15 protein-coding genes and 1 tRNA gene are annotated in these 18,229 nt (G+C 63.7%); 4 read left to right on the top strand and 12 right to left on the bottom strand.

All coding sequences use genetic code 11. From position 1 onward, the window contains the following. Window positions 1-70: 70 nt before the first annotated feature. Together NCS02_RS15115 and NCS02_RS15110 are read left to right on the top strand one after the other, a co-directional pair. Window positions 71-1,378, top strand: coding sequence for an MFS transporter (locus NCS02_RS15115; protein ID WP_250502736.1), 1,308 nt, complete (start codon window positions 71-73; stop codon window positions 1,376-1,378). Window positions 1,379-1,380: 2 nt separating this feature from the next. Continuing rightward, window positions 1,381-2,511, top strand: coding sequence for an amidohydrolase family protein (locus NCS02_RS15110; RefSeq protein WP_250502735.1), 1,131 nt, complete (start codon window positions 1,381-1,383; stop codon window positions 2,509-2,511). Between the two features lie 13 nt (window positions 2,512-2,524). Here the strand turns inward: NCS02_RS15110 and NCS02_RS15105 are convergent, their stop codons facing one another. The 6 genes from NCS02_RS15105 to NCS02_RS15080 all read right to left on the bottom strand — a co-directional run bounded on the left by NCS02_RS15105 (window position 2,525) and on the right by NCS02_RS15080 (window position 9,889). After that, window positions 2,525-2,911, bottom strand: coding sequence for a zinc-ribbon domain-containing protein (locus NCS02_RS15105; protein ID WP_250459099.1), 387 nt, complete (start codon window positions 2,909-2,911; stop codon window positions 2,525-2,527). 525 nt (window positions 2,912-3,436) lie between these two features. After that, window positions 3,437-3,513: transfer RNA gene (locus NCS02_RS15100), tRNA-Ile, on the bottom strand. A 125-nt stretch (window positions 3,514-3,638) separates the two neighbouring features. Beyond that, window positions 3,639-5,696, bottom strand: a complete 2,058-nt coding sequence (gene rpoD, locus NCS02_RS15095) for an RNA polymerase sigma factor RpoD (RefSeq protein ID WP_075583507.1) — start codon at window positions 5,694-5,696, stop codon at window positions 3,639-3,641. A 409-nt stretch (window positions 5,697-6,105) separates the two neighbouring features. Continuing rightward, window positions 6,106-7,983: a DNA primase gene (gene dnaG / locus NCS02_RS15090; RefSeq protein WP_250523221.1), complete on the bottom strand. Its 1,878-nt coding sequence runs from the start codon at window positions 7,981-7,983 to the stop codon at window positions 6,106-6,108. Window positions 7,984-8,002: 19 nt separating this feature from the next. Then, window positions 8,003-8,449, bottom strand: coding sequence for a GatB/YqeY domain-containing protein (locus NCS02_RS15085; protein WP_008353959.1), 447 nt, complete (start codon window positions 8,447-8,449; stop codon window positions 8,003-8,005). A gap of 213 nt (window positions 8,450-8,662) precedes the next feature. Next, entirely contained in the window at window positions 8,663-9,889 is a 1,227-nt protein-coding gene (locus tag NCS02_RS15080) for a BaiN/RdsA family NAD(P)/FAD-dependent oxidoreductase (RefSeq protein WP_250502734.1), read from the bottom strand. Between the two features lie 75 nt (window positions 9,890-9,964). On the opposite strand from NCS02_RS15080, the gene tsaD reads away from it, so the two are divergent. After that, complete coding sequence (gene tsaD / locus NCS02_RS15075; RefSeq protein WP_175982500.1) at window positions 9,965-10,993, top strand: tRNA (adenosine(37)-N6)-threonylcarbamoyltransferase complex transferase subunit TsaD; 1,029 nt, start codon at window positions 9,965-9,967, stop codon at window positions 10,991-10,993. 6 nt (window positions 10,994-10,999) lie between these two features. Here tsaD and NCS02_RS15070 read toward each other — a convergent pair whose 3' ends face one another. Then, the gene (locus NCS02_RS15070) at window positions 11,000-11,626 is read right to left on the bottom strand and encodes a glutathione S-transferase family protein (protein ID WP_175982501.1); all 627 of its coding nucleotides are present in this window, start codon (window positions 11,624-11,626) and stop codon (window positions 11,000-11,002) included. A gap of 39 nt (window positions 11,627-11,665) precedes the next feature. Further along, the gene (locus tag NCS02_RS15065) at window positions 11,666-12,889 is read right to left on the bottom strand and encodes an MFS transporter (protein ID WP_250502733.1); all 1,224 of its coding nucleotides are present in this window, start codon (window positions 12,887-12,889) and stop codon (window positions 11,666-11,668) included. Window positions 12,890-12,994: 105 nt separating this feature from the next. Between NCS02_RS15065 and NCS02_RS15060 the strand changes: the two genes are divergently transcribed. Then, window positions 12,995-13,912: a LysR substrate-binding domain-containing protein gene (locus NCS02_RS15060; protein ID WP_175982503.1), complete on the top strand. Its 918-nt coding sequence runs from the start codon at window positions 12,995-12,997 to the stop codon at window positions 13,910-13,912. Window positions 13,913-13,916: 4 nt separating this feature from the next. On the opposite strand, the gene folE2 is transcribed toward NCS02_RS15060, so the two are convergent. From folE2 to NCS02_RS15040, 4 genes are all read right to left on the bottom strand, one after another. Beyond that, a complete protein-coding gene (folE2, locus tag NCS02_RS15055; RefSeq protein WP_175982504.1) occupies window positions 13,917-14,723 on the bottom strand; it encodes a GTP cyclohydrolase FolE2 in 807 nt (268 codons plus the stop codon). Window positions 14,724-14,869: 146 nt separating this feature from the next. After that, on the bottom strand, window positions 14,870-16,786 hold the full coding sequence (gene dxs / locus NCS02_RS15050) for a 1-deoxy-D-xylulose-5-phosphate synthase (protein WP_250523220.1): 1,917 nt from the start codon (window positions 16,784-16,786) through the stop codon (window positions 14,870-14,872). 88 nt (window positions 16,787-16,874) lie between these two features. Next, window positions 16,875-17,762 carry a polyprenyl synthetase family protein gene (locus NCS02_RS15045; protein ID WP_008353968.1) on the bottom strand — a complete coding sequence of 296 codons (888 nt, stop codon included), beginning with the start codon at window positions 17,760-17,762 and terminating at the stop codon, window positions 16,875-16,877. Next, the gene (locus tag NCS02_RS15040) at window positions 17,759-18,094 is read right to left on the bottom strand and encodes an exodeoxyribonuclease VII small subunit (protein ID WP_008353969.1); all 336 of its coding nucleotides are present in this window, start codon (window positions 18,092-18,094) and stop codon (window positions 17,759-17,761) included. Before NCS02_RS15040 ends, NCS02_RS15045 begins: the two co-directional genes overlap by 4 nt. Window positions 18,095-18,229: the final 135 nt, after the last annotated feature.

Here is an 18,229-nt window from a genome sequence, read left to right as displayed (position 1 = left end):
ATAAAAGGAACGCCGCTTCGCGTAGGCCGGCATGAGCCCGCGCGTTGGGTGTTCCGTCCGGAGACGAAGCATGACATCCATTTCATCGAACATGACGGCCGAGAGCGCGGTCGATACGACGCTCGAACAGCAGGCCGTCAGAAAGGCCGCGTGGCGTTTCATCCCCTTGCTTGCGCTCGCCTATTTCTTCAACTATCTCGATCGCACCAGCGTCGGGTTCGCCGCGCTGACGATGAACCGCGACCTCGGCTTGACCGCGACGCAGTTCGGCTGGGGCGCGGGCATCATGTTCGCGGGTTATTGCCTGTGCGAAGTGCCGAGCAACCTGGCGCTGTATCGCTTCGGCGCCCGGCGATGGCTCGCGCGCATCATGATGACGTGGGGCTTCTTCGCCGCCGCGACGGCGCTCGCGGTTGGACCGACGAGCTTCTACGTGATTCGTCTTCTGCTGGGAATCGGCGAGGCCGGATTCTTCCCTGGCGTGATCTTCTTCCTCGCAGTGTGGTTTCCGGCCAGTTATCGCACTCGGGTGCTCGCATGGTTCACGGTCTCGACGCCGCTTTCGTCGCTAGTGGGCGGACCGCTGTCGACCTGGCTGCTGAAGATGGACGGCTTGCTCGGCCTTGCCGGATGGAAATGGATGTTTATCGTCGAAGGCCTGCCGGCGTGCATTCTCGGCTTCTTCGTCCTGAAGATGCTCGCGGACAAACCCGCCGATGCGAAGTGGCTCTCGCCCGAGGAGCGTCAGGCGCTGCAAAGCGCGTTCGATCGCGAGGGCGCTGCGAGCCAGAAGAAAAAGGATTTCGGCGCAGCGCTCAAAGATGTGCGGATGTACATCCTCGCGATGATTTCCTTCGGCTTCACGATGGGCTCCTACGGCATCGGCATATGGCTGCCGCAGATGCTCAAGGCGCACGGCATGAGCGTGACGCAGACGGGCTGGGTATCGGCGGTGCCGTATTTCTTCGCGACCGTCGCGCTCTTGTGGTGGGCGAAGCGCGTCGATCGCCGCGGTGGCCATATCGCCAACCTCGCGGCTGGTCTTTTCATCGGCGCGGTCGCGCTCGGCATCTCGACATATTTTCAGCAACTGGTGCCTGCGTTGACGGGCATCACGCTGGCGTTGATCGGCACCATCGCAGGCCGAACGATTTTCTACACGCTGCCTGCCCGGTTCCTGTCGGGTCAGGCGGCCGCCGGCGGACTGGCGCTGATCAACTCCATCGGCGCGCTGGGCGGCTTTGCCGGTCCGTATCTGGTCGGCTATCTGAAGGATAGTTTCGGCACGTTCACCGCGGGCATGATCGGTCTGGCCGTCGTACTCGCGTTCACGACGTTGCTGACGCTTTCCCTCTACGCGTTCAACAAGGGAAAGTGACCATGCAAACTCTTCAATCGATTCACCGGCGCCGGCTGCTTGGCGCGGTCGCCGCATCCATCGCGATGCCCGCGCTGAGCGTGCGCCACGCATTCGCCAAAGAGGAAACGCGCAGTATGAGTACGACCAGCAATTACCTGCCGGTTCGGGCAGAGTGGCTTGCATCCGGAACGGAAGCGGCGCTCGAACCGGAGATGCCGATCATCGACGCGCATCACCACTTTTATGAGCGCCCGGGTTGGACGTATTTGCTCGACGAGTATCTCGAGGATGCACGGTCCGGGCACAACATTACCGCGTCTGTCTTCATGCAGGCGCTTACGCGGTACCGCACCACGGGTCCGGAACCGATGCGGCCGATCGGCGAAGTGGAGTATGTGGCTCAAGTCACCGCGCCGATGCAGGAAGAGAAGCCGCAGGTAGCGAAGGGCATCGTCGGATACGCGGATCTCCGTCGCGGCGCTGCCGTGCGAAACGTACTCGAAGCGGAACTCGAGGCCGGCGACGGCCGCTTGCGCGGTGTACGGCACCTCGTAACCTGGGATGCGGACGCCACGCTAGTGAACCCGCTTTCGGCAGTTCCTCGCGGGCTTCTGCTCGACTCCGGTTATCGTGCGGGCGTCGCGCAGTTGAAAGCCTTGGGCCTCTCCTACGACGCATGGCTGTTTTTCCCTCAGCTTCCCGAATTGTTCGATTTGGCGAAGGCAAATCCCGACACGCCGTTCATCGTCAATCACTGTGGGGGAGTGGTCAGAATCGCCAGCTACGCGGATCAGCGCAAGGAGGTCTTCGATGCATGGTCGCGTTCGATGCGCGAACTTGCGCGGTTGCCGAACGTTTATGTGAAGGTGGGCGGACTCGGAATGCGTATCAACGGTTTCGACTTCGAAAAAGGTGAGCGGCCACCTTCATCGATTGAATTGTCCGAAGCCTGGAAGCCGTGGATGCTGACCTGCATCGAAGCGTTCGGCGCGGATCGCTGCATGTTCGAAAGCAATTTTCCGGTCGATAAGGGTTCTTACCCGTTCAGTAACGGCTGGAACGCGTTCAAGCGATTGACTTCACAGGCAAGTGCTGAGGAACGTCAGGCGTTGTTTCGGGGGACGGTTTCGAGGGTGTATTGCCTGGGCTGAGTTGGCTGAGCTGTCAGGGGCGAGATCGCCCCTGACCCGCAAGCGTCACCGCGTTTGACCCACCAGGGCCATCAGAGAACCAATCCGGACTCTTCACAGCAGAATCGGGACTTTGCCCTTCGAAACCTTCTTCAAATTTAAGCCGGATTTTTCCGGCCTGCGCTATTTTCACCGCTCGGCACACCGGACAGCAGCTTCCGGTCCGAATGATGCTCTCGGGCCTTGCACTCCAGGTATGCCCGTCCATGCATTGCCATTCCAACGGCGTGATGGTGTTGACGTCGGTCTCCGACAAACACTTGCCACCGTGCATCGCAGCGGCGTCGTGCATCTTCTCAACGCCTAGACGTGTCCGTTCGACCGCACAGGTCCGGCACCAATGGCCGATCATGATCTTCACGGGCTTCGCCTGCCACGTATGCCCCTTTGCACATTCCCAGCGCAATAGGACACTATTGTTTGTGTAATCGTCGGACAGGCACTTTCCGCCGTAACCTGCGGCAAATTTCGTGCGTGTTTCCAATGCCCAGACGCTTGCGATCGAGGGCACACACCGGACACCGGCTTCTGTTGACCTTACCGAGCTTGGCACGCCAGCGATGTCCTTCTTCGCACTGCCAAAGCAGAGACGTTTGCGCATCGGTATAGTGCTTCGAAACACAGCGCCCGCTATGTTTTGCTGCCAGTACCTGCATATCGTTCTGCATTCGCTCGACAGGCATAGCACGCCGCGCTCCTCGGCGATCTCGCAAATATGCTCAAGCGTATCGGCAAGCGTGAACGTCTCTTGAACCGGCGGCGGTGAGATGCGCGAGTGTCAAAAAGCCCGAGTGGGTCACGTGACCCACTTTGTCCCCGAGTGTCCCCGAAAGCGCCTTATCAGGGACGCAAATCCGCTAACCCCCTGATACTTTTGAGCAAGTGCTGGTGGGCCGGGTGGGGCTCGAACCCACTATCGGTCGATTATGAGTCGACAGCTTATACCAGTTAAGCTTCCGGCCCTGTGCAGGCAGAGCGTGCAAAAAGAAAGCGCCGCAAACGGCGCTTTCTGTCACTTCAGAACATTGCGCGAGGCGACTACGAAGGGTAGCGAGTTTGCCTCACAACGCCTCTCAAAACAAGTCCCGTCAGTTGCCTTCGAGGAACGACTTCAACTTGTCCGACCGGCTCGGATGCCGCAGCTTGCGCAGCGCCTTCGCCTCGATCTGGCGAATCCGCTCACGCGTCACGTCGAACTGCTTGCCGACCTCTTCCAGCGTGTGATCCGTGCTCATCTCGATCCCGAACCGCATGCGCAGCACCTTCGCCTCGCGCGGCGTCAGCGAATCGAGCACGTCCTTCACGACGTCGCGCATCGATGCATGCAGCGCGGCATCGGACGGCGCCACCGTGTTCGTATCCTCGATGAAATCGCCGAGATGCGAATCGTCGTCGTCGCCGATCGGCGTTTCCATGGAGATCGGCTCCTTCGCGATCTTCATGATCTTGCGGATCTTGTCCTCGGGCATTTCCATCTTCTCGGCGAGCGTCGCCGGATCCGGCTCGAGCCCGGTCTCCTGCAAGATCTGCCGCGAAATACGGTTCATCTTGTTGATCGTTTCGATCATGTGGACCGGAATGCGAATGGTGCGCGCCTGATCCGCGATCGAACGCGTGATCGCCTGACGAATCCACCACGTCGCGTACGTCGAAAACTTGTAGCCGCGACGATATTCGAACTTGTCCACCGCCTTCATCAAGCCAATGTTGCCTTCCTGGATCAGATCGAGGAACTGCAGGCCACGATTCGTGTACTTCTTCGCGATGGAAATCACGAGGCGCAGATTCGCCTCCGTCATTTCGCGCTTCGCCTGACGCGCCTTCAACTCGCCCGCCGCCATCTGACGGTTGGTTTCCTTCAGATCCTTCAACGGCAGAACGACGCGCGCCTGCAAATCCAGCAGACGCTGCTGCTGCTCGCGGATCGCCGGAATATTGCGCTCCAGCACCGCGCTGTACTCGTGACCCTCGGCGACGACCTTGTCGGACCATTCGAGATCCGTCTCGTTGCCGGGGAATCGCGTGATGAACTCGGCGCGCGGCATGCCGCACTTGTCGACAACCGTATGCAGGATCTGCCGCTCGACCTGACGCACTTCGTCCACTTGCGCGCGCAGCGTATCGCACAGGCGCTCGACGGTACGCGCGGTGAAGCGAATGTTCATGAGTTCCGTCTGAATGGCTTCCTGCGCCTTCAGATATGCCTTCGATTTATAGCCTTCCTTCTCGTAGGCGCGGCGCATCTTGTCGAACCATTCGCTGATGAGCGCGAACTTCTCGAGCGACTGGAGCTTGAGTGCTTCGAGTTGAGCGGCGTTCGCGCTTGCCTGCGCGCTGCCGTCGTCCTCTTCTTCCTCTTCCTCTTCGCCCTCTTCCGCGGTCTCTTCTTCTTCCGATTCGATCGCTTCCGCTTCCTGCTCGGAGAAGCCATCGGTGTCCTGCGCGTTCGGATCGATCAGGCCGTCGACGAGTTCATCGACGCGCACTTCCTCGTTCTGCACGCGCTCGGCCATCGCGAGAATGTCGGCGATGGTCGTCGGGCACGCGGAGATCGCCATGACCATGTGCTTGAGGCCGTCTTCGATGCGCTTCGCGATCTCGATTTCGCCTTCGCGCGTCAACAGTTCGACGGTGCCCATCTCGCGCATGTACATCCGGACCGGATCGGTCGTGCGGCCGAATTCGGAATCAACCGTGGAAAGCGCGACTTCGGCCTCTTCCTCGACTTCGTCGTCGGACGACGCGTTCGGCGCGTTGTCGTTCAGCAGCAGCGTTTCGGCATCGGGCGCTTGCTCGTACACCGCCACGCCCATGTCATTGAACGTGCTGATGATGCCTTCGATCGCCTCGGTTTCCGTGAAGTTGTCCGGAAGGTGGTCGTTGATCTCGCCGTAGGTGAGGAAGCCGCGCTCCTTGCCGAGCTTGATGAGCGCGCGCAGCTTGCCGCGCCGCTCTTCCAATTCCTCGACGGTGCCGGGCGCGCTCGACGAGAACGCGTCCTTCAGCAGCGCTTTTTCCTTCGCGCGGCGATCGCGGGCCTTCGCCTTTTCGACCTTCGCCGCAGGAGCGGCGCCAGACTCTGCGTTTTGCATTGCGTCGTCTTCGACGGATACATCGTTCAGCTTTTTCGTCATGGAGTTCGCCATACCGGCTTTAGTCTCGACTCGCGGCTGCTGGACAACAGCCGATGGAACCGTGAATACCCAATACGCGCACGCTGCTTCGTCCTGCGTGCCCTGCCCGGGGCGCCATCGCGGTTCGGACGAGTGTGAATCGTCTCCTCGCCCTACCCTCGATAGCAGCCGCTTCCCTTGCGCCCGTCTGTTCGCCGGCGTGCTTATCGGCCCGTTTCGTGTGACTTATGCGGCGTGTGCCACCTTCGTCGCCTACGGTCCATTCAGCCAGCGCCTTCCTGCTTCGCTTCCCTCTGCAAACAACTTCACATGCCCTTTGCCAACTGCTCGACCGCTGCCGCCCATCTACCGTGAAAAAACGACGAAAGCGCCTGAACAGTTGACAAAAAGCAATTCACTTGAACTTTTTATTATAGCATTCTCACCTTGCGCCATCCGCGCCGGCGCCCCGCCCAGCCTTGATCTGCGCCACTCTCGCCGACAACTCCGAGAACTCCGCGACCTCTTCCGCCGACAGACTCGATTGCCGCGCCAGTTGATCCAGCCGCGCCCGGTAGCTGTCGTGCCTCAGCTTCACCACTGTTGCTTGCAATTCTTCCGCCAGCAGACGCTTTTGTTCCTCGACTCGCTGCGCCGCGTCCTCATCGGACGGATCGCGCATCAGCAAATCGCGAACGTTTTCATCATAGGCGAGAATTTCCTGAAAGATATCGTCGTATGTGGGCGCGTTTGCTGCATTTCTCAAGATCTCCGACAGCAACTGGAACTGCGCGGCATCGCCGAGTTCGCGCGCGTGCGAGATCACTTCGCTGAACAATTCGCCGTGCTCGGTCATCGTTACGAGGGTGCGCTCGCTGTCCTGATCGAGCGAAACCGCGATGCCCGGATACATCACCAGATTGCGCAGCGCGCGCTGTTCCTGTCCGGTGACGCGGCGCCGCTCGCTCTTCGGCACGTTTGCCCGCGCGACGGCCGCAGCGCGCGAATCGATGTCGCATAGCGCGGCGATTTCGGTGAACGGCGTGTCGAGCCGGTCCGCGAGCATATGCAGGATCTGCACCCGCAACGCGTTTGCGGGCAGCGCCTGCAGCAGCGGTTTAGCGTCGAAGAGCGCTTTCGCTCGGCCTTCGGGCTGCTCCAGCTCCTTGTCGTTCAGTACCTCGTTCAGTAGGAACTGCGACAGCGGCATCGCGCGATCGACCTGCTCGCCGAACCCGTCCGTGCCGAACTCGCGCACGTAGCTGTCCGGATCGTGCTCCTTCGGCAGAAAGAGGAACTTGATGGTCCGGTTGTCCGCAGCGTGCGGCAGCGCCGCTTCCAGCGCGCGACGCGCGGCTCGCCGCCCGGCCGAATCGCCGTCGAAACTGAAGACGACGGTATCCGTCTGACGAAACAGCTTCTGCACGTGGATCGGCGTACACGCCGTGCCGAGCGTCGCCACGGCGTTCGCAAAACCCAGTTGAGCGAGCGCGACGACGTCCATATACCCTTCGACGACGAGCACGTAACCCAGTTCACGAATCGCCAAGCGCGCTTCGAACAGGCCGTACAGCTCGCTGCCCTTGCTGAACAGCGGCGTCTCCGGCGAGTTCAGATATTTAGGCTCGCCACCATCGAGCACGCGCCCGCCGAAGCCGATCACGTTGCCCTTCACATTGCGGATCGGGAACATCACGCGTTCGCGAAAACGATCGTAACGTCGCGCCTGTCCTTGAGAATCCGTTTTTTCGCTGACGATCACCAAACCCGACTCGACCAGGTTTTCATCCCGATAATCGGGAAAGGCCGCCTCGAGGTTCTGCCAGCCATCCGGCGCGTAGCCGAGCCCGAAGCGCGCGGCGACCTCACCGGTCAAGCCGCGCTTTTTCAGATATTCGATGGCGTTCGGCGCGCCGCGCAACTGCTTGCGATAGAAATCGCACGCCGTCTGCATGACGTCCGTCAACGCGACGCTGAACGCCTTGCTCGGTGCGCTGTCGCCGCCGCCACCGCGGAACGAGTTGGAAGGCTCCTGCGGAACCGTCAGGCCGGCGCCTTGCGCCAGGTCTTTCACGGCCTCGGGAAACGTGAGCCCGGTGTGCTCCATCAGAAAGCCGATCGCGGTGCCGTGCGCGCCGCAGCCGAAGCAGTGATAGAACTGCTTGGTCGGGCTGACCGTGAACGACGGGCTTTTCTCGTTGTGAAATGGGCAAAGGCCCATGAAATTCGCGCCGCCCTTTTTTAACTGGACGTAGCGGCCCACCACGTCGACGATGTCGACGCGGTTGAGCAAATCCTGCAGGAAAGCGTGCGGAATCACCGATCGAAAGCTGCGGACGTTACTTGGCGAGTGCGGCTTTCACCTGCGCGGAGACGGCGGTCATGTCGGCCTTGCCGGCGAGCTTCGGCTTCAGCACGCCCATCACCTTGCCCATGTCCTGCGGCCCGGCGGCGCCGGTCGCGGCGACGGCTGCCTGGACTTCGGCAGCGATCGCTTCGGCGGAAAGCTGTTCGGGCATATACGCCGCCAGCACCGCCAGCTCCGCTTTCTCCTTGTCGGCGAGATCGGTGCGGCTCGCGGCTTCGAACTGGCTGATCGAATCCTTGCGCTGCTTGATCATCTTGTCGATGACGGCGGTGATGCCCGCGTCGTCGAGCGTGACGCGATCGTCGACTTCGCGCTGCTTGATTGCCGCGAGCAGCAGGCGAATCGTGCCGAGACGCTCGGTTTCCTTCGCGCGCATGGCAGTCTTCATGTCGTCGTTGATCTGGTCTTTGAGGCTCATCGTTCACCCGGTGCAATTGCGAAAGTTTGAATTCCGGCCGGCGCGCGGCGGTCCCGCGAATGCAAAAACCCGCTTGGGAACGCCTCCTCAAGCGGGATTAGCAGACAGCCTTCCTGGCGCCAGCGGAAAGCGGAGAGAATCCTCCGATGACCGTCCGAGTATAGCAAACGGGTCCGCGTTTCGAGACTCGCCAAAACCCCCGGACGGACGCCCTCAGGCGGTCGTCGCCGCGTCTCGCGCGTACTCCGCGGCGGCCTTGCCCGCGGCGACGCCCGAAGCCCACGCCCACTGGAAGTTATAGCCGCCGAGCCAGCCGGTGACATCGACCGCCTCGCCGATGAAATAGAGCCCCGCGACGCGCTCGCTCATCATCGTCGCGGATGAAAGCTCGCGCGTGTCGACGCCGCCGCGCGTGACTTCCGCCTTGCGATAGCCTTCGGTGCCGCTCGGCGTGAGCGTCCAGTCCGACAGCGATGCGCCGATCGCCTTCAGCGTGCGATCCGGCAGATCGGCGAGGCGCGCGTCGACCGGCACGCGCTGCGCTTCGAGCCACGCGTGCGCGAGACGCGCGGGAACGTGCTCGGCCAGAAAATTGCCGATCTGCTTTTTCGAGCCGGCTTTGGCTTCGATCAGCATGGCGGTCGGATCGAGGTCGGGAAGCAGATCGACGTGAATCGGCTCCGACGTGTTCCAGTAGCTCGAAATCTGCAGCACGCCCGGCCCTGACACGCCGCGATGCGTGAGCAGCAAGTCTTCGTCGAATTCGCCGCGCGTCTTGCCTTTGCCCGTGCTGATGCGAACCGGCAGCGAAAGCCCCGACAGCTGCGCGAACGGCGCCCAGTCGGCGGACGTGAACGTGAGCGGCACGAGCGCCGGACGCGTATCGACGAGCTTGTGGCCGAACTGCTTGGCGACGCGATAGCCGAAATCCGTCGCGCCGATCTTCGGAATCGACAGGCCGCCGGTCGCGATCACGAGCGCCGCCGCGCCGATCGCGCCCGCGTTCGTATCGAGCGCGAAACGCGCGCCGTCGTGACGGACCTCATGCACGGCGACCGGACGCCGCCACGCGACGCGACCGGCATCGCACTCGCTTTTGAGCACGTCGATGATGGTCTCGCTGGAGTCGTCGCAGAAGAGCTGGCCCTTGTGCTTCTCGTGCCACTTCACGCGGTATTGCTTGAGCAGCGCGAGAAAATCGCGCGGCGTGTAGCGGGCGAGCGCGGAGCGGCAAAAATGCGGATTCGCCGACAGAAAGTTGGCCGGCTGCGCGTTGATGTTCGTGAAGTTGCAGCGCCCGCCGCCGGAGATGCGGATTTTTTCGGCGAGACGCTCTGCGTGGTCGATGAGGACGACGCGGCGTCCGGATTGAGCGGCCACGGCCGCGCACATCATGCCGGCCGCGCCCGCGCCGATGACGGCGATATCGAAGGATTCCATGGCGCGCATTTTACCTTCGACACGCTCGATCACGCCCGCTGCTATACTTTTCTGTTCCTCTAACGCATTGAATCCATGCTAGTTCTAGGCATCGAAAGCTCCTGCGACGAAACCGGCCTCGCACTCTACGACACCGAGCGCGGCCTGCTTTCGCACGCCCTTCATTCGCAGATCGCGATGCATCGCGATTACGGCGGCGTCGTGCCCGAACTGGCTTCGCGCGATCACATCCGCCGCGCGCTGCCGCTGCTGGAGGAAGTGCTCGACAAGTCCGGCGCACAGCGCGGCGACATCGACGCCATCGCGTTCACGCAAGGGCCGGGGCTCGCGGGGGCGCTGCTCGTCGGCGCGAGCATCGCGAATGCGCTGGCGATGGCGTGGGACAAGCCGACCGTCGGCATCCATCATCTGGAAGGGCATTTGCTGTCGCCGCTGCTCGTCGACGCGCCGCCGCCCTTTCCGTTCGTCGCGCTGCTCGTGTCCGGCGGACACACGCAGTTGATGCGCGTGACCGATGTCGGCGTCTACGAGACGCTCGGCGAAACACTCGACGACGCCGCCGGCGAAGCCTTCGACAAGACCGCGAAGCTGCTCGGCCTCGGCTATCCGGGCGGCCCGGAAGTGTCGCGGCTCGCGGAATTCGGCACGTCCGGCGCGGTCGCGCTGCCGCGTCCGATGCTCCATTCCGGCGATCTCGATTTCAGCTTCAGCGGCCTGAAAACCGCCGTGCTCACGCACAGCCGCAAGCTCGGCAACAACGTCTGCGAGCAGGCCAAGGCCGATCTCGCGCGCGGTTTCGTCGATGCGGCCGTGGACGTGCTCGTCGCTAAATCGCTCGCCGCGCTGAAGAAAACGGGGTTGAAGCGGCTCGTCGTGGCGGGCGGCGTCGGCGCGAACCGGCAGTTGCGCGAGGCGCTGTCGGCGGCGGCGAAAAAGCGCCGCTTCGACGTGCATTATCCCGACCTGTCGCTATGCACCGACAACGGCGCGATGATCGCGCTCGCGGGCGCGCTGCGCCTGTCGCGCTGGCCGGAGCAGGCCGTGCGCGACTACGCGTTCACCGTGAAGCCGCGCTGGGATCTCACGTCGCTCGCGCGCGCCTGAGCCACTTTATCGAGGCGGATTGAACGGCTGCACGATCGCCTTGAAGACGGGCAACGTTTCGCAGCGATCGCTATGGCCGATGAGCGTCGGCCAGCGCGTCGAGCTGAAAATTTCCGGATGCGCCTCGCGCGCGAAGCGCAGCGCGCAGGCCACGGCGATATCGGCGTGGCCGATTGCATCGCCGAACCAGTAAGGCGTCGCGCGCGCAGCGCGGTCCGCTTCCAGCGCATTCAACACACGCTCGACCTGCCCCGTGCAGCGATCGAGCCACGCCTGCGATTTCTCCTTGTGCAGCACGCGTTCGTAGACGAGCGCGACGGCCTTGTCGGCGAGACCGGTCGCGAGCGCGCAGACCTTCAGCGCCTGACGTCGCTCCGGCCCGCCCGATGGAATCAAAGCGCGCGCATCGCCCGCCTCTGCGTCGAGATAGTCGAGGATCATCGTGCTTTCGATGAGCGTATCGCCGGAATCGAGCACGAGCGTCGGCACGCGGCACAGCGGGTTGTACGGCGCGATCTTGTCGGCGTCGCCGAACACCGACCACGGGCGATGCTCGAACGCCATGTCGTAGAGCTTCAACGCGATGCCGACGCGCCGCACGAACGGGGAATCGTATTGGCCGATGAGAATCAAGATGCGCTCCGCGTGGTGGTGATGACGTGGACGGCCAGTTTAAGCGCGCGCGGGCCTCGGAAACAACGGCCACGCGAGCGACGCGCACACGCCCGCCCCGAGCCAGACCATCGGCCAGGAACCGATCGCGAGCACGTGCGGAATGGCGAGCGGCGTCACGAAAAAGCCGACAAAGACCGCCGTGTTCGCCATGCCGAGCGCGGTACCCGCGCGTTCGGTGCCCGCGAGCGTCGCCAGTTCCGTGTACGCGACGCCGTGCCATGCCGACACGCAGACGCCCGCGAGAATCAGCATCGCCGCGAGCAAAACGGGCCAATGGACCGCGCCGAGCGCCGTCGCGATACCGAGCACGACGAACGACGCGCACGCGACGATCGTCGATACGCGCAGGTACGTGCGGCGGTTGCGGTGCCGGTCGGTGTGGCGGCCGCTCCAGACGCGCATCGCGATCGCACCGATCTGGAGCGTGGCCATCGTCGTGCTGATCGCGGTCAGGCCGAAGTGCGCGGCGTCGTGCATGAAGATCGTCGCGAAACTCAGCACCGCGAACTGCGGCACGCACAAGATGCCGATGCCCAGCACGACGCGCCAGACCAGCGCGTTTTTCAGCGGCGCGGCGCCTGCGCTCCGAATCGCCCGATGAACGGCTTCAGCCGGCTCGTGAAGCCAGCGCCAGGCGAAAATGCCGGACAGCGCGCACATCGCGGCCAGCGCGCCGAATACCGCCCCGAAACCATGCGACGACGCGAGCCACGGCAGCAACGCCGCGCCGATGCCGCCGCCGAGCGGCACAGCCGTCTGGCGAATGCTCATCGCGAGGCCGCGCTCGCCTTCGCCGAACCACGCCATCACCGCGCGTCCGCTCGACCCATTGACGCTGCCGCCGAGCAGGCCGAGCGCGCACATCGCGAAGACGAGCCAGCCGAAGCTCGCCGTCGCGGGCGTCGCGAACAAAGTCATCGCGACGAGCACCGCGGCCGTCGAAAAAAGACCGGTCAGCAGGACGGGACGGTCGCCCCACTTGTCGGTGAGAACGCCCCACGGCAATTCGGACAGCGCGACGCCCAAGCCTAGGGCGCCCAGCACGACGCCCAGTTGCCCGTTGCTCAGATGGTAGGCGCCGCGCACCCAGACGGCGGTCGTCGGAAAGCCCGTCGCCGCCGCCGACACGCTCGCGTTCGCCGCGACGCCCACGCCGAGCACTTTCCAGCGGTGTCCATCGCCGAGTGCGGTTTTGGTGTTCAAAGCGAGAGAAATGGCCATGTCGCAGTCCATCGAAAAGTTGACTGGGGCCAGTTTGAACGCTTAACATCATCCTGAAAATCGCAAAGTTTGCGACGGACCGTTCATCAAATCGGGACTGTCATCATGAGCCAGACAACCTTCGACCTCGCGGTGTTGCGCAGCTTCGTCGCGGGCGTGGACCTCGGGAGTTTCGCGAAAGCAGCCGATCGCGTCGGGCGTTCGACGTCCGCCGTCAGCGCCCAGATTCACAAGCTGGAAGAACAGGCGGGCACACCGCTGTTTCGCAAATCGGGACGCGGGCTCGCACTCACCGATGCCGGCGAGGTCATGCTCAACTACGCGCGGCGGCTCGTCGAGCTGAACGACGAAGCCGCAGTCGCGGTTCGCGGCGTCGATCTGGAAGGCTGGATCCGGCTCGGTCTGCAGGAAGATTTCGGCGAAGTCGTGCTGCCCGATGTGCTCGGACGCTTCGCGCGAGCGCACCCGAAAGTGCGGATCGAAGCGCGCGTCGCGCGCAATACGGAACTGCTGGAGCGCATCGGCGGCGCGCAGCTCGATCTCGCGCTCGTGTGGGGTGCGGCGGGCGTGCCGGATGAAAGTCAGGCGTCGAATCTGCCCGAGCCGATCGCCGCGCCGCCGATGCGCTGGATCGCGTCATCGACCGTTCCCTGGCATTTCGACGCCGACGAGCCCTTGCCGCTCATCGTTTTCGATCGGCCGTGTCTCTTCCACAGCGCGGCGGCGGCGGCGCTCGACCGTGCGGGCATCAAATGGCGTGTGGCGTTCACGAGCCCGAGCCTGTCCGGACTGTGGGCGGCGGCAGCGGCGGGACTCGGCGTGACGGTGCGAACGAGCTACGGCCTGCCGTCGACCGTTCGTCCGCTCGATGGCGGCGAAGGCGGTTTGCCCGCGCTGCCGTCGATTCCGCTCGCGCTGCATCGCGCGTCGGGAAAGGGCTCGCCGCTCGTCGAGCGGCTGGCGTCGCTCGTGGTGGAATCGGTGCGGGAAGCGCACGTTTCCGCGGAAACGGCGCTTGCCTAGACGTTCAGGCGTCGCGGCGCTTGTCGCGCTCGATCACGGCATACGCACTGTGATTGTGGATCGACTCGAAGTTCTCGGCTTCGAGCGTATAGGCGACGATGCGCGCGTCGGCGTTCAGGCGCGTCGCGACATCGCGCACGAGGTCCTCGACGAACTTCGGATTTTCATACGCGCGCTCGGTGACGAACTTCTCGTCCGGACGCTTCAGCAAGCCCCACAGTTCGCACGACGCCTCTTCCTCGGCGATGCGGATCAGTTCCTCGACCGGCATCTCGTCGGCCAATTCCGCCGCGATCGTGACGTGCGAGCGCTGGTTGTGCGCGCCGTACTGCGAGATTTTCTTCGAGCACGGGCACAGGCTCGTCACCGGCACGAGCACTTTGATCGACATGCGCGTGTCGCCGTCACGCCGCTCGGCGATAAACGTCACTTCGTAGTCCAGCAAGCTCTTCACGCCCGAGACCGGCGCGGTCTTCATGACGAAGTACGGCATCGTCACTTCGATACGGCCGGAGTGCGCTTCGAGCTTCGCCAGCATCAGCGAGAGCAATCCGCGCAGCGCGTGCTGATCGACCGGCAGCCGGTTCTCTTCCAGCAACGCGACGAAACGCGACATGTGCGTGCCCTTCTGTTCCGCGGGCAGATGCACGTCGAGGTTCCATACGCCGACGGTCGGCTTCAGCCCGTCTTCCGTCAGCACCGTCAGCGGATAGCGCACGCCCTTGACGCCGACGCGCTGAATCGCGATCTGACGCGTGTCGGGCGTGCTCTGGACGTCGGGCATCACGAAGGCGGGATTCATCTGATTCATTTGTTTTGTCCTTATGCGCCGCGCGTCGCGCAAGACGCGAGCGGGTCGATACGTTCAAGCGCACACGGCGCGGGACGATGCCCGCGCCGTGTGCCAAAGCGTTGATGCACGGCGCACCCCGAGCGCGCCGTTCGAGCGAAGCGTCGTCAGGCGACGCGCTTCGTCAGCTTCCCTGCGTTGGCGCTTTCGATTGCGTCGATAAAGCGCTCGCGAATCGACTTGGCGATGCCAGCCGCGTCCAGTCCGACGCTCGACAGCAGCTTGGCCGGATCGCCGTGATCGATGAACACGTCCGGCAAGCCGAGTTGCAGCACGGGCTTCACGATGGAGCTTGCAAGCAGCGCTTCGACGCACGCGGAACCCGCGCCGCCCATGATCGTGCCTTCTTCGATCGTGACGATCGCGTCGTGCGTGGCGGCGAGTTCGCGCAGCAGATCGGCGTCGACCGGTTTCACGAAGCGCATGTTGGCGACGGTCAAATCCAGTTCCTCGGCGGCGGCGAGCGACGGCGCGACCATCGTGCCGAACGCGCAAATCGCGATGCGCTTGCCCGAGCCCAGCTTTTGCGACGACTCGCGGCGAATCTCGCCCTTGCCGACCGGAATCGCGGTCATCTGCTTGACCGTCGCCACGCCGGTGCCCGCGCCGCGCGGATAGCGCACGGCCGTCGGGTTCGGCTGCTGCAGCGCCGTGTAGAGCATCTGGCGGCACTCGTTTTCGTCCGACGCGGCCATCACCGTCATGTTCGGGATGCAGCGCAGGAACGCGAGATCGTAGTTGCCCGCGTGCGTCGCGCCGTCCGCGCCGACGAGGCCCGCGCGATCGATCGCGAACACGACTGGCAGATTCTGCAGCGCGACGTCGTGGATCAGTTGGTCATACGCGCGTTGCAGGAAGGTCGAATAGATGGCGACGACCGGCTTCATGCCGTCCGCGGCCAGGCCGCCCGCGAAGGTCACCGCGTGCTGTTCGGCGATGCCGACATCGAAATAGCGGTCCGGGAAGCGCTTCTCGAACTCGACCATGCCGGAGCCTTCGCGCATCGCCGGCGTGATGCCGACCACGCGCGAGTCTTGCGCTGCGGCGTCGCACAGCCATTCGCCGAACACCTGCGTGTAAGTCTTCTTCGATGGCGCCGTCGACGGCTTGATGCCTTCAGCCGGATTGAACTTGCCCGGACCGTGATACAGCACCGGATCGGCTTCCGCGAGCTTGTAGCCCTGGCCTTTCTTAGTGACGACGTGCAGGAATTGCGGGCCGCGCAGTTCCTTGATGTTCTGCAGCGTCGGGATCAGCGAATCGAGATCGTGACCGTCGATCGGGCCGATGTAGTTGAAGCCGAACTCCTCGAATAGCGTGGCCGGTACGATCATGCCCTTCGCGTGCTCTTCGAGCTTGCGCGCGAGATCGAGCACGGGCGGCGCATGGCGCAGCACGCGTTCGACGCCCGCGCGCGCGGCGGCGTAGAAACGGCCCGACATCAGACGCGCGAGATGGCGATTCAACGCGCCGACCGGCGGCGAAATCGACATGTCGTTGTCGTTGAGGATGACGAGCAGCGGCACGTCGTCGGCGACGCCCGCGTTGTTCATCGCTTCGAAGGCCATGCCCGCGGTCATCGCGCCGTCGCCGATCACGGCGATCGAAAAGCGGTTGTCGCCCTGCAGCTTGTTGGCGATCGCCATGCCGAGCGCAGCCGAAATCGACGTGCTCGAATGCGCGGTGCCGAAGGTGTCGTATTCGGATTCGGCGCGGCGCGGGAAACCGGAGATGCCGCCGAGCTGGCGCAGCCCCGGCATCTGATCGCGGCGGCCGGTCAGGATCTTGTGCGGATACGTCTGATGACCGACGTCCCAGACGATGCGGTCATTAGGCGTATCGAACACATAGTGCAACGCGATGGTCAGCTCCACCGTGCCCAGATTGGACGACAGATGGCCGCCCGTCTGGGACACGCTATCGAGCACGTAGGCTCGCAGCTCGTCGGCCAGCGGTTGCAATTGGCGGCGATCGAGGGCGCGGAGATCGTCCGGATCGTCGATGGTTTTCAGCAAGTCGTACATCGTCGTCCCATTTTAGGAAAACTGGCGTGATTCGTTCGGTGCGATTGTTTCTTTCTTCGCACCGTGGGGTTCGTCACGCGTTCAACAATCAATTCACCCGGTTCACGACCAGGTCGGCAAGCTCGGCGAGACGCTGGCCGCGCGCGCCGAACGGCTCGATCGCGGCGTGCGCGTCGCGGCCCAGTTGCGCAGCGAGTTCGCGCGACGCATCGAGCCCGATGATCGATACGTAAGTGGGCTTGTCGTGCTGCGCGTCCTTGCCGGCGGTCTTGCCGAGCGTGGCGGAATCGGCGGTGACGTCCAGGATGTCGTCGACGACCTGGAATGCGAGACCGATCGCTGCCGCATACCGATCCAGCGACGTCAGCGCTTCCGCGCCCGGATGCGTGCCCGCGAGCGCGCCCATGCGGACCGATGCGCGCAGCAGCGCACCTGTTTTCTTGCGATGCATCGTCTCGAGCTCGGGGCGCGACAGCTTGCGGCCGACGCTTTCCAGGTCGATCGCCTGACCGCCCGCCATGCCGAGCGAGCCGCTCGCGACCGCCAGCTCGCGCACGAGCGCGGCTTGCTGGGCATCGCTCAAACCGTTGCCTTCCGCCGTCAATGCGACGAACGCCTGCGATTGCAGCGCGTCACCGACGAGCAGTGCCGTCGCTTCGTCATATTGGATGTGTACGGTAGGCTTGCCGCGACGCAACGCGTCGTCATCCATGGCGGGCATATCGTCATGCACCAGCGAATAGACGTGGATCATTTCGAGTGCCGCGCTCGCCGCTTCGACGGCCTGCGCGCTCGCGCCGGTCAGCTCGCCCGCCGCGTGGACGAGCAGGGGCCGCACGCGCTTGCCGCCGCCCAGCACCGCGTAGCGCATGGCTTCGTGCAGGCGCGCCGGCGCGACGTCCGTGCCCGGAAGATAGTGTTCCAGCGCCGTCTCGACGCGATCGAGCGTCGCGCGCATCCATTGTTCGAAGGTCATAGGTCGTCGTCCCCGTCGTCGTTCGTCGCTCCGGCACCCTGCGTGGCGCGCTGCACCTCGGCGGGCAACGGTTTGAGCGTCTCGCCATCGAGAACGCGTACCTGCTGCTCAACTTTTTCGAGTTGCTGTTGGCAAAAGCCGACAAGCGCTGCGCCGCGGCGGTATGCCGCAAGCGATTCCTCGAGGCTCAGCGCGCCCTCTTCCATGCGCGCGACGAGCGATTCGAGTTCTGCCAGCGCCGCCTCGTAATTCTCGGGAAGCGGGGCGGCGTCCGCGCTCTGTGCGCTTGCGCCGGTTTGCTCGCCTGTTTCCTGGACAGCGGTCTTCGCCATGAATCGTGGATGTGCAATTGAATTTTTGGAACCAAGTCGCACATTCTACGGCAAAAGCCAAATTTTCGACCCGCATCCCGTCCACGCGGGACCGTCGAGATTGCTTTGCCGGATTCTCCGCCAATCGGGAAGGAA

Source organism: Caballeronia sp. NCF2 (assembly GCF_023631205.1).
Taxonomy (GTDB): domain Bacteria; phylum Pseudomonadota; class Gammaproteobacteria; order Burkholderiales; family Burkholderiaceae; genus Caballeronia; species Caballeronia zhejiangensis.
Note: the sequence above shows the minus strand (reverse complement) of the source record. Positions and strands in the feature narration are given on the sequence as shown.